Here is a 12,731-nt window from a genome sequence, read left to right as displayed (position 1 = left end):
CCCCACGTCGAGGGCGGTGTCAGGCGAGGGAGACCGTCACCCCGCCGGAGAACGCCGAATCGTGCAGTTCGAGCTTGGTGAGCTTCACGTTCTTCGGCACGTCGAAGACGAACACGCCGGTCACCTGGTTGCCGGGGTTGATCTCCTCGAAGAACGTGCTCTGTCCCTGGTTGGCGTAGAGGCCGGCCTCGGTGTCGGTCGAGTACTCGGTCCCGTCGGCCGCGTATGCCTTCTGGCTGCTGCCGTCGAGGGTCTGCGGCTCCTTGCCGATGTTCTTGACGTTGATCGTGACCAGGCAGAACTGGCCCTGTGCCTTCGAGGAGACCAGGTCAGAGCCGATCTTGGTGGCGCCGCACTTCGACGACTTGACGGTGAACTCGAACTTCCCGTCCCGGGCCGGCTGGCCGATCTTCGCGGTCTTCGGCTTGTCGTTGCCCTTGGCGTCACCGGCGTCCCTCGTGGCGCCACTGGCATCGCCGTTGCTGCTGGTGTCCGCGTCGGTGCTGCCGGCGCCGCAGCCCAGGGCCGCGAGTCCGGTGGCGATCAGGGCAAGGGTGGTGATCTTCCGCATCGTCTTCTCCTGCTGTGGAAGTGGCGGCGTCAATGAGAGCATTCCTCGTTGACACTGTCAACAGAGACGACGCTTGACGGATGTGACACACTTCGACAGTGCAGGAGACACCGACCGTCACGGCGGCGGAGATCGCCCGGCTCGCCGGGGTCGGTCGCGCCGCCGTCAGCAACTGGCGCAAGCGCTACGCCAACTTCCCCGCACCCGTCGGCGGCACCCCGACAAGCCCGGAATTCGAACTTGCGCAGGTCGAACAGTGGCTCCACGCCCAGGGCAAACTCCCCGAGACGACCACGGCCGACCGACTCTGGCGCCGCCTCGCCGCCGCCAGCGACTCCGCCGCCGCGGCCCTCGCCGCCATCGGCGAACTGCTCCTGGCCCGGCAACGCGGCGAACGCCCCCACCGGCTAGTCGACCCCCAGGTGAAACCCTTCCTGCCCGACATCGACTCCCTCGCCGACGACCTCGGCCCGCAGGGCGCGTTCGACGAGCTGTGGCAACGCTTCTCCGCGCCCGGACCCGGCCGCTCGTTCGCCACCCCCGACGACCTCGCCGACCTCATGGTCGGGCTCGCCGACGTCGGCGGCGGTACCGTGCTCGACCCGACCGCAGGCTCCGGCGCCACCCTCCGGGCCGCCGTCCGCGCCGGCTGCACCTCAGCGTACGGACAGGAACTCGACGAGGCACTCGCCCGACTCGCCGGGCTGTGGCTGGCACTACGCGACGTACCCGGAGACCTCCGCACCGGAGACTCCCTCCGCGCCGACGCCTTCACCGGACAAGCCTTCGACGCCGTGGTCTGCCACCCACCGTTCGGCCTGACCAACTGGGGCGACGAGGAACTCGGCCACGATCCACGCTGGATCGTCGGCACCACACCACGCACCGAACCGGAGCTCGCCTGGGTCCAGCACGCCCTGGCCCACCTGCGCATCGGCGGACAGGCCGTACTCCTGATGCCACCCACCGTAGCCAGCCGGCGCGCCGGCCGGCGAATCCGCGCCGAACTGCTGCGCCGAGGCGCCCTGCGCGCCATCGTCGCGCTCCCACCCGGAGTGGGCGCGCAGCACGGCATACCACTTCACCTGTGGGTGCTGCGGCGCCCCGCCCCCGACGCACCACCGCCCGCGCGCGCACTGCTGGTCGACGCCGCCGACGGCGACCTGACCGAGACCGCTCCACGGCTGCTGGACATCTGGCGGGCCTTCACCCGCGCACCCGACATCGAGGTCGAGGAGACCGGATTCGCCCGCGCCGTACCCGTGATCGAACTCCTCGACGAGGAAGTCGACCTCACCCCCGCACGCCGCCAACCCGCCGTCGAGGGCAAGGTCACCGAAGAACATCTGGTACGCACCCGGGAGCGGCTGGCCGCCATCGTCGCTGACCTGCAAGCACTGCTGCCACAGGTCATGTCCGCCTCCGAGGGTCCGGACGCGGAGTTCCTGACCGTGGGGGAACTGGCCCGGGCCGGAGCACTGCAACTGATCGGCCCGATCCGCGCCGCGTCGACCGCAGGCGGCGAGCCACCAGCAGGCGGCCCCCCGGTCCTGACCACACAGGACGTGCTCAATGGTGCCGGCCCCTCCGGCCAGGACGACGGCCGGCTCGGGCAGGAGATCGCCTTGGCGGCCGGGGACGTGGTGGTACCGATGATCGCCCCACAACTCACCGCCTGGGTGGTGACCTCCGAGGGGGCGCTGCTCGGACGCAGTCTCTACCTGCTCCGGCCGAATCCCGCAGCACTGGACCCGTGGTTCCTGGCCGGGCAGTTACGGACGTCGGCGAACGCGAGGCAGGCGTCGAGCCTGTCCGGGGCGATGCGGTTCGACATCCGGCGGGCACAGGTACGGCGCCTGCCGCTGGACAGGCAGCGGGCGCACGGCGAGGTCTTCCGACAGCTGATCGCCTTCGAGTCGGCCCTGCGGGAGGCGGCGGCACTCGGCCCGGAGCTCGTACGACTCACCGCCGACGGACTTGCCACCGGCACCCTGCGACCTGGCCAACCGTCAGCCCTCCGCTGCAGCAGGAAAGCATGACGCGACGATTCCTCGGGGTGCGAAGATTGGGCTGCCGCGATTCGTGTACCCGCTGTCCGGTCAGGTGGTATGGGCAGTGCAGCGAGGCGGCCCCGGTGCGCCGGACTGTCACTCCGTCTGCCGGTGCGGCTGTTGGTGTGCTGATTGATGCGGAACCGGTGCAGGCCGTACCGTGCAGCGGCTGGCGAGCGACGCCGGCGCATCCGCCACCAATGCGGAAGTCGTCTTTCCAGTTCAAGCCTCAGATTCGCGGACTGTAGGGAAGTGAAGCTGCGGACGCAGGCTAAGTCCACCAGTCATCCCATACGTTGGGCCGCGACGTGCGCCGCTTCGTCTTCCTGCGATCCTCCGTACGGCTTTGAGAACATCTCCGAACGACCGGCAGCGTCATCTGTCACGTTCCGACTAGCTTCGATACGGATTCCTATGACTGACGACACCACCTCTCTTTCAATTCTCCACTGCACGATCCTGCCAGCCCTCGACCGACGCTGTAGCCATCACCTGCTGCAGTGGCCAGGTCCGGGACGGCATCCGGTCGAATCATGGGCCGTGGCGGATCAGCTGCATCCGCGTTGATCAGGCCATCACCGCTGCCAGGCAGCTTCGTATGCAGGCGGCCTCCTTTGCGATCGCCCCACCACCGCTCTCTGAAGGGACCTCCGTCTTGAACACCGCCCCAGCGAGCCGCATCGACCGCGCGGTGAGACTGTTCGAGTTCCTTGCACGAGCTCAGCAGTCCGCAATCACGGCGCCGCGCACGCTGGACGGATATGAGACTGCCTGGTTGCGAGACATGCCACGCCACCCGGCGGTGCATTTTGCGCACTGGGACGTGACACCGGAGCCGGGTGACGAGATCGGGCACATCGACCGCTTGGACCGGGTGCGCACGCCGACTCCAAGCGCCGAGGTGACGCGATGGTTGAACGGCGGGTACGAAGACCCCGACGTTGTTCCCCAGCTCTCCCTCGAGATCTCGGGTCCGGAGCCGGAAGGCGAGCAAGCGGAGCCCGAGGTGCTGCGCTTGACCGATCACCCGTCGGTCGTGCAGGCGTACCAGCGGTGGCTGATCGGCTGGACACAATGGGCACAGCGGGAACGTACCGACAAACCAGTACGTGACGCGTACGGTGTGCTCTTCTCCATGCAGGCCGAAGCCGCCAGCAATCCGGAAGAGAAGGAACTGCTGCTCGCCGTTGGTTGCCTGATATGGCGTCCGGTGGATCACCCTGCGGTGCGACGGCACCTCATCACCGTTCCGGTGAGCATCGATCTCGACCCGGTGAGTGGGACGCTGCACATCGTCGCAGCCGAGTCAGTCGATCCGCTGCGCCTCGAACTGGACATGTTGGACTCCCACCTCACCCGGTCCCGACACATCGGCGAGGTGCGGGAGCTGGGACGTACCTACGCACATCATCCTCTTGACCTGGCTGCCATTGGCGAACTGCTGCAACGCATCGCGAACAGTCTCGATCCGGATGCCGTCTACCTTGAGACGGAGAATCCCGGACGGGCTGCCGCAGCAACCGCCGAAGTCGCGCTTGCCCCCGCGATCGTGTTGCGTCGGCGTAATCATGGCCTCGTCGAGGTGTTGGAACGAATCCGCGAGCAGCTGATCGACTCGGAGACTGTGCCCGAGGGGATCCTTCCCCTGGTGGACCCGGACCACCGGCCTGCGGTGGAGACCGACTGCACGCCCGGCGCACTGGTAGCCGTGGACGACGAGATGTACCTGCCGCTGCCCGTGAACGACAAACAGTTGCAGATTCTGCAGCAGGTCGACCGGCACGCCCAGACCCTGGTGCAGGGGCCGCCCGGCACGGGCAAGACCCACACCGCAGCCGCGCTGCTCAGTCACCTGCTCGCGCAGGGCAAACGGGTGCTGGTCACGGCACAGACGGACCGGGCGCTCAAGGAAGTGCGGGCGAAGCTGCCCGAGGCGATCAGGCCGTTGTCGGTCGCGGTAGTCGGCGCATCGCGGGAGGACATGGCCGATCTGAAGGTAGCAGTCAACACCATCTCGCAACGAGCCATCGACTTCGACGCCGATGACGTCGCCCGCACGATCCGGCATCACCTCGACGCCATCGATCGCCTGCGACGGCAGCGTGCTCTGCTCTATCGGCGCGCCGTCGATGTGCGGTCGGCCGAGGTGCTGGTGCACCACCAGGGCCCCTACCAGGGAACACTCGCGGCGATCGCCACTGCGCACCGTGACGACGCGCCGCTGTACGGCTGGCTCCGGCCTTTGGCGCCCGACAAGCTTGGCGGCCGGCCGCCTCTGACTGCGACGCAGCTGGCCGAGTGGTTGCGGCTGCTGCGTGACCAGCGGTTGATCGCGGACGAAAAGCCTGCGCGCGATACGTTGATCGACCCCGCGACATTGGTGCCGCCAGCCGACTTCGCGGCGGCGGTCGCCGCCGAGACCCAGGCACGCACCGTCCACGACAGGCATCAAGGCAGACGGGAACATGCCGCCTTCGCTGCGATTCGTGCCCTGCCACCAGTAGAGCGCGCTGTGCTGCAACAGAAGCTGCACCAGCTCGCCGACACTGCCGACGACCTGGCCCGGCGACGGGAAGCCTGGATGGGGGAGGCAACGGCTGACGTAGTTTCCGGCCGCGGCCAGGTCTGGCAGAACCGGGCCGCCCAACTGCGGCAGCTCGCCGAACAGGTACAGCCACACGTAGAGATCCTCGGCATCACCGAGATCAGCTCGACCAGCCCGGATCTGGCACCACTGGTGTCGCTTGCGCGCCACCTGCGGGAACATCTGTGTGCCGGTGGAAAGATCAAGATCGCTGCTGACGGAACCCCGGCAATGGGTATCTTGACCGCGAAGCCGGTAAAAGTGGCACGTGACCTGTTCACGCACATACGCGTCGACGGGCGCCCACCCACCTCGGTGGAGGCCATCGACTCCTTCGTCGCCTGGACGGAGGCCACCCGACTGCTTGCCGCACTGGACCGGGCGTGGCCGGCCAGTGTCGTCGTGCCGGCCGAGGACACCTTCCAGGAGCGACTCGCCTGGCACGTCACCGAGCTCCATCAGCTGCAACGGGTCCTCGCCCTCGGCGCCGAACTCGCCGAACTTGAGCAACGCCTGGCCGCCTGGCGCCTGCCACGCCCGCAGTGGGCCGACCTTCCTGCGGTACGTGCCTACGCCGCACTGGTTGACGCGGCGGCCGCCGACGACCATCTGCTTGTCGCGCGGGCCGCAGTCGACGCGGCTGCCGAACCCGTCGCCGGACTGGTACACGATCCCGGCGCGTCCCCGGCGCTCCTTGCCCTGGCAAAAGCCGTTGCCGACCGGGACATCGACGGGTATGCCGTCACCGTTCATCGCATCGCCCGGCTGGTCGACGCCCGCGCTGAGGTGCAGCACCGCGACGATCTTGGATCCCGACTGCGGCAGCAAGCCAAGCGGGTCCACGAAGCGATTGTCGCCAGCTCTGATGACGACGTGTGGGACGGCCGCCTCGTTGGTTGGGAGCAGGCATGGGCCTGGGCCGTCGTGGGGGACTGGCTTGCAGACCGACAGGTCGCCGACCTCAACCGGTTGCAGGCCGAGATCGGCGAGGTCGAACGGCAGATCCGCCACCACGTCGAGGAACTGGCCGCCCAGCGCGCCTGGCAGCACGCCGCCTCACCCGAACGGATCAGCGGCTCAGCGCGGGCCAACCTGCAGCAGTACGGACAACTCGTCCGTGGTCTCGGCAAGGGCACCGGAAAGTACGCCCACCTGCGCCGCGCAGAGATCCGCCAGGCCATGGACCGCTGTCGGTCCTCCGTACCGGTGTGGATCATGCCGATCTACCGGATCGCGGAACAACTACAGGTGCAGCCGAACATGTTCGACGTGGTCATCGTAGACGAGGCCTCACAAGCCGGGCTGGCCGCGACGTTCCTTCAGTACCTCGCACCGAAGATCGTGGTGGTCGGAGACGACAAACAGGTCTCGCCCGCTGCGGTCGGCGTCGACCAGCAGCATCTGCGTGACCTCGCGGCGCAGTATCTGTATGACGACCCGTACCGGGCATCCTGGCAGGACCCGAAACGGAGCCTCTTCGACGAGGCCAAGATGCGCTTCACCGGACTCATCCCGCTGACCGAGCACCGCCGCTGTGTACCGGAAATCATCAACTTCTCAAACCGGATCGCGTACGAGCCGGAGAACATCCGGCTCATCCCGGTACGCCAGTACGGCGCCGACCGCCTTGAACCGATCAAACCCGTCCACGTCGAAAACGGATACGTACGGGGAACGACCGGCAAGGTGAATCAGCCCGAGGCCGAGGCGATTGCCGAGCAGATCCTCGCGTGCACTCAGGATCCCCGCTACGACGGCTTGACCTTCGGCGTCATCTCCCTGCAGGGACCGCACCAGGCCAAGCACATCCAGCGACTGCTGCTGGAACGGCTCGACCCGGCCGAGTGGGAGCGTCGTGACCTGCGTTGCGGTGACTCGGCAGACTTCCAGGGATCCGAGCGCGACGTCATGTTCCTCAGCATGGTCACGGCGATCGAGCCGGGGACACGCATCGGTGCGGCTACGAGCGAGATGTACCTGCAGCGCTACAACGTCGCGGCCTCCCGCGCCAAGGACCAGATGTGGGTCTTCCACTCTGTCCGGTCCAGCGACCTGGGCAACCCGGAGGACATGCGCCATCAGTTGTTGGACTACTGCTACGGCGTGTCCACCCGGGCCACCCAACACGAAGGCGTCGAGCTACCCACCGACGTGCCCGAGAATCAGCGGGTCGCGCCGTTCGACTCACTCTTCGAGCAGCGCGTCTACAACCGCCTGGTCGGGCGGGGATTTACCGTCGTACCGCAGTACGAGGCCATCGGATACTCGATTGACCTGGTGGTGGTCGGCCCGCACGGCCGGCTCGCCATCGAATGCGACGGTGACGCCTGGCACGGCCCGGACCGCTACGAGGCTGACATGGCTCGGCAACGGGAACTGGAACGCTGTGGTTGGGAGTTCTTCCGCATCCCAGAATCGGCATTCGTGGTGGACGAGGCGTCCGTGCTGCGCGACTTGTGGGCAGCCCTCAACCGCCGGGGCATCCACCCCTCCGGCTGGGCCAACCCGGACAAAGATCAAGCAACGGGCCCGACCCTCACCCGATCCGCTGACCCCACTGCGGTAGCGGGCATGGACCGTCCAGAGGCTGTCTACCAACTGGAAGAGCCGCTCCGACCAGGTCCTGCCGATCTTACCTTCGGCGTCGAGCGAACAGCCGAGAGCGGAATCCGGCCAGCGGCTCAGAGGGAATCCGTACCGAGTGGACGAGCGGCACAGGCGGAGTCCCCCGCCAGGAGCGAGACCGCCCATCCTGTCGAGCCTGCGGCTGAACCGCAGCAGGACCCCGGCGCGCCGGCCCTTCCCGATCCTGTCATGGCCGACGAGCGTCGAGCGTGCCTTGCGCCCAAGAACGATCAAGCCAACCCCGGGATTTTGCGCGTACCTCGACAGGGCGCCACCGCAACGCCAGACCCGCAAGCAGGCTCGATCATGGACGGAACATTGCTTCTCGAACCGTACGAAATCTATCGAGGAGCTGCACCCCGCCCGAACGACCCGGCCCCGAGCGGAATGCGCGAAGCGCTGCTCGCCATCGTCGAGCGTGAAGGTCCGATGATCGGCCAACGTCTGCAGACCGCTTATGTCAGGGCTGCCGGTGGCCAACGCGTCACCAGAGTGTCGGCCAGTGCGATTAACAAGGTCATCAGTGCTGCGGTCCGCCGCGGGCTGCTCGTCCAGGACAATCCTCTTGGCGAACCTGGCGTTCAGCCCTGTACGTTTTGGCTGCCAAGCCAGCCCCGACTTCTGCTCAGGACCCTTGGACCGCGAAGCCTCGACGAGATTCCACCCGCCGAGCTGGCCACGGTCATGGCCGTCCACGCCAGGAAGATCGATTGGGTGAACCGGGAGTCGGTCTTCCGGGCGACGCTGGAGACTTACGGGCGTGAATCACTGACTGAAGTAGCCGCCACTCGACTGACGAAGGTGGAAAATCTGGCACGCAAGATCACAGCAGAATTGCAGAGCTGAAGCTCCTGGCCGAAGGTGACATCGGAGCCTGCTCAGAGCGTTCTCTTCTATGTCGGCGTCGTCAAGGAACTGGCATTGGTGATCATGGCGTCCGCGTCTGGTCGACCAGCGCCTACACCTGTCCAGCCTGCGCTCGATACGGACCTGCTGGCGGCCGCCGGCCAGTTGGATCACCGGCGGCTGCTCTGCCGGCCGGGTCTGGCCGAAGATCATCGTGGATGCTGCCAGGGCAATCACCCTCGACCGGGCCGCCGCGATGTGGGCCTCGATGCCGGCCCCCGCGACGTACGCGGTGGCAGTCGGGCGCTGGCGGGGGTGCGCGGTCATGCTCGACGGTGGCGGGACGGGCAAGTTCTGGGGCATCGTGCTCTGGCGTAACGTCAAGGGCGCCCCGGCCTACGTCGGCACGGTCGACATCGGCGACCGCACGCCGATCGAGGAGATCACCATCGGCGCCGTTCAGGCGCAGGTGGTCTATCTGACCCGACCCGACGACGCCTCGATGGTAGAGCTGGTGATCAAGCGGACGGCCTCGGCGTCGCTGGTCTAGGGTCCCTGGGGTGGTCATGAGCGCGCAGGACGTGCTGGGCGTCATCGAGTCGGACCCAGAGGCAATGAGAGTCCTTCGGGCTGTGGCCGACCTCGGGTTGCCGGACTGGTGGATCGGGGCCGGCTTCGTACGCAACCGTATCTGGGACGCGATCAGCAACCTTCCGGCCTTGCCGGAGCGCGACGTGGACGTCGCCTACTTCGACCCGGATAAGCTGGACCCACGCGAGGAGACACGCGCCGAAGCCCGGGCCATGGCGTCCCTGCCCGGGGTGCCGTGGGAGATTCGTAACCAGGCGCGGATGCATCTGCGCAACGGCGATGAGCCCTACACCTCTACGGTGGACGCGATGTCGCGCTGGCCCGAAACGGCAACGTGCGTCGCGGTCACTCTGCGGGACGGCTCTGTTCGCCTGGTGTCCTGCCACGGGCTGGCAGACCTTGTGGGAATGGTCGTCCGCCCCAGTCCGGCCTTCGACACCATAGCCGGTCGCGCCAAGGTACGGCATCGCGTGAAAGCCAAGGGATGGCTCGACCGGTGGGCCGGACTGCGGTTGGAGATCTAGCGTTCATGTCAGGCGAAGGAGGAGCGGCCGGACGGGGCTTCCGTCGGGGCCGGCATACTTGGCCGGTGTTCGACTTCGGGATCGACGGATATCAGCCGCGCTGGTTGACCGGGAAAGACGAGGTCGCGAAGCATCACGGAGAGCGCCTGGGTGGGCTTGTCGGCCGTGACCTGACGAGCCCGTGGGTCGTGTGGGATACCGAGCACGACGAGTGGTTCGCCGACTGCCCAGTGGTGCTCGACTTCGCCGGGGAGCGTCTGGAAGTCAATCACCAGAAGCTCGACGACGTGTCGATCACCTGGAACTCGGTGGACGTGACCCGGCCACCGGTGTGGCCGACATCGGCCGGCTTCCGGCTGGTCTGGCGCGATGACGCCCCCGCCGTGCTGGCTGCCCGGCGTGGGCAGCGGCTTGAGGCGGTCGAACTTCTCGAATGGGCTGGCGGAGACCTGGCCGATGGCACCGTTGCTGTCGGCCTGCGCTTTACGGACGGCTGGTTGACTCTGTACAACGCCCTGGACGAGAACGGGCTCGCGTTCGGCCAGCTTCCGCCTCAGTACCGCCGACACCGGTTGGGGTAGGGCTTGTCCGAGCTCCGGTGAGCCGGGACGGTGGCGGCCCGGCGGGCTGTATGGGGCCTCGACGTCCCGGACAGGGGCGTGTCCGGATGCTGGCCGGCCCCGGGAACTGCTGATCAAGTCGTTCGTCGCGATCGATGGGCCGAACCGTAGATATATCAGTAAACTTTCTTAATAATAAGCGGATGAACAACCTTCGATATTTCCTTGCGGCATCGACGACGGCCCTGACCGTCGCGGCGGGCGTGATCGTCGGCGCCACCCCTGCCGCCGCTGCCAACCTGCTGGGCAACCCGGGCTTCGAATCGGGCACGCTCGCACCCTGGACGTGCAGCCTCGGCTCGCTCGTCACCACACCCGTGCACACCGGCACGAAGGCGCTGCAGGGCGCGACCTCCGCCTCCGACACCGCCCGGTGCGCCCAGACCGTCGCCGTGCTGCCCAACACGGCGTACCGCCTCACCGGGTGGGTCCGCGGCAACTACGTGTACCTCGGCGTCACCGGCGGGACGTCGACGTGGGCGCCGAGCGCGGCCAACTACACCCAGCTGACCGTGAACTTCACGACGGCGGCCAACCAGACCAGCGTCGAGGTCTACACCCACGGCTGGTACGGCCAGGGCGCCTACCTCGCCGACGACATCTCACTCGACGGACCGGGCGGCACCTCGCCACCGGGCGTACCCGCCACCCCGACCGTCGGCACGACCACCGACACGTCGGTGACGCTGTCCTGGGGCGCGTCGAGCGGCACCGTGACCGGCTACCGCGTCTACGAGGGCACCACCATCAAGGCTGACACGACCGCCACGAACACCACGATCACCGGCCTGGCCCCCTGCTCGACGCACACGTACGCCGTGGCGGCATACAACACCGACGGCGAGTCGGCGAAGTCCGGCACGGTCACCGTCACCACGACCGGCTGCACGACGGCACCCCCGACCCCGACGGGCCTGACCGTCACCGGCACCACGGACACGTCGATCACGTTGCGGTGGACCGCAGCCAGCGGTGCGTCCGGGTACCACGTCTACGAAGGCACGACCCGGGTCGCCACCGGAACCGGCACCACCGCCACGGTCAGCGGGCTCGCCACCTGCTCGACCCACTCGTACACCGTCTCCGCGTACAACGCCAACGGCGAGTCGGCCAAAAGCAGCCCGGTGAGCGGGACCACGGCCGGATGCGGCAACACCGGACTGCCCAAGCACGCGCTGATCGGCTACCTGCACGCCAGCTTCGCCAACGGCAGCGGCTACACGCGGCTGGCCGACGTGCCGGCGGCGTGGGACATCATCAACCTGTCCTTCGGCGAACCGACGTCGGTGACCTCCGGCGACATCCGGTTCAACCGGTGCCCGGTGACCGAATGCCCGAACGTGGAAAGCGACGCCGACTTCACCGCCGCGATCCGGGCCAAACAGGTGCAGGGCAAGAAGGTCCTGCTGTCGATCGGCGGCCAGAACGGCCAGGTGCAACTGAACAGCACCGCCGCGCGGGACACGTTCGTCAGCTCGGTGAGCGCCATCATCGACCGCTACGGCCTCGACGGCCTGGACGTGGACTTCGAGGGCCACTCGCTGATCCTCGACGCGGGCGACAACAACGTCGCCAACCCGACCACGCCGGTCATCGTCAACCTCATCGCCGCCCTGAAGACCCTGAAAGCCCGCTACGGCAGCGGATTCGTGCTGACGATGGCCCCCGAGACGTTCTTCGTCCAACTCGGGTACCAGTTCTACGGCGGCAACTGCGGTGGCTGCGACCGGCGGGCCGGGGCGTACCTGCCCGTCATCCACGCCCTGCGCCACGACATCACGGTCCTGCACGTCCAGGACTACAACTCCGGGCCGATCATGGGCCTGGACAACCAGTACCACACCATGGGCGGCGCGGACTTCCACATCGCCATGACCGACATGCTCGTCGCCGGTTTCCCGGTCGCCGGCACCGGATTCACGTTCCCCGCCCTCCGCCCGGACCAGATCGCGTTCGGTACCCCCGCCGCGGTCAGCGCCGGCAACGGCTTCACCTCGCCCGCGGCGGTCCAGGCCGCCCTCACCTGTCTGGTCCGTGGCACGTCCTGCGGCGGGTACGCCCTGCGCGGCGGCCCTTCACCGAACCTGCGCGGCCTGATGACCTGGTCCATCAACTGGGACCGGTACTACGGCTGGGAGTTCATGAACAACCACGAGCCGTTCCTGAACGCCCTGCCCTGACCACGCCGGACGTACACCGGTCACGAACCTGGTGTCCTGCTCCGGTCCGGGCGGCGACGCCAGGTTCTTGACCGATCAACGGCGGGGTTCACCCCCGGGTGAACCCCGCCCCCCGACCTCCCCCCCGGGTCCGCCAGGC

At 67.6% G+C, this 12,731-nt stretch carries 6 protein-coding genes and 2 pseudogenes; 7 read left to right on the top strand and 1 reads right to left on the bottom strand.

The genetic code is table 11. The features are described 5' to 3' along the window. Nucleotides 1-19: 19 nt before the first annotated feature. Entirely contained in the window at nt 20-571 is a 552-nt protein-coding gene (locus tag GSF22_RS21980) for a DUF4352 domain-containing protein (protein ID WP_208815625.1), read from the bottom strand. A 98-nt stretch (nt 572-669) separates the two neighbouring features. On the opposite strand from GSF22_RS21980, the gene GSF22_RS21975 reads away from it, so the two are divergent. From GSF22_RS21975 to GSF22_RS35790, 7 genes and pseudogenes are all read left to right on the top strand, one after another. Further along, on the top strand, nt 670-2,610 hold the full coding sequence (locus GSF22_RS21975) for an N-6 DNA methylase (RefSeq protein ID WP_208815624.1): 1,941 nt from the start codon (nt 670-672) through the stop codon (nt 2,608-2,610). 667 nt (nt 2,611-3,277) lie between these two features. Then, on the top strand, nt 3,278-8,677 hold the full coding sequence (locus tag GSF22_RS21970) for an AAA domain-containing protein (RefSeq protein WP_208815623.1): 5,400 nt from the start codon (nt 3,278-3,280) through the stop codon (nt 8,675-8,677). 214 nt (nt 8,678-8,891) lie between these two features. Then, nucleotides 8,892-9,227, top strand: coding sequence for a hypothetical protein (locus GSF22_RS21965; protein WP_208815622.1), 336 nt, complete (start codon nt 8,892-8,894; stop codon nt 9,225-9,227). A 16-nt stretch (nt 9,228-9,243) separates the two neighbouring features. Next, nucleotides 9,244-9,792 carry a nucleotidyltransferase family protein gene (locus GSF22_RS21960; RefSeq protein ID WP_244368101.1) on the top strand — a complete coding sequence of 183 codons (549 nt, stop codon included), beginning with the start codon at nt 9,244-9,246 and terminating at the stop codon, nt 9,790-9,792. Between the two features lie 65 nt (nt 9,793-9,857). Continuing rightward, entirely contained in the window at nt 9,858-10,373 is a 516-nt protein-coding gene (locus tag GSF22_RS21955; protein ID WP_208815620.1) for a hypothetical protein, read from the top strand. Between the two features lie 134 nt (nt 10,374-10,507). Further along, nucleotides 10,508-11,485, top strand: a pseudogene (locus GSF22_RS35795) (fibronectin type III domain-containing protein); the annotation flags it as partial. Further along, nucleotides 11,448-12,592 (top strand): annotated as a pseudogene (locus tag GSF22_RS35790) (chitinase); the annotation flags it as partial. The pseudogenes GSF22_RS35795 and GSF22_RS35790, both read left to right, overlap by 38 nt. Between the last annotated feature and the right edge of the window lie 139 nt (nt 12,593-12,731).

The organism is Micromonospora echinofusca, assembly GCF_017614955.1.
Lineage (GTDB): Bacteria > Actinomycetota > Actinomycetes > Mycobacteriales > Micromonosporaceae > Micromonospora > Micromonospora echinofusca_A.
This window is presented reverse-complemented; position numbering and strand designations above follow the sequence as displayed.

Bases quoted from the DNA above. Each gene is read 5' to 3' on its own strand.
- GSF22_RS21980 (WP_208815625.1), bottom strand. From the start codon at position 571: ATGCGGAAGATCACCACCCTTGCCCTGATCGCCACCGGACTCGCGGCC.
- GSF22_RS21960 (WP_244368101.1), top strand. From the start codon at position 9,244: ATGAGCGCGCAGGACGTGCTGGGCGTCATCGAGTCGGACCCAGAGGCA.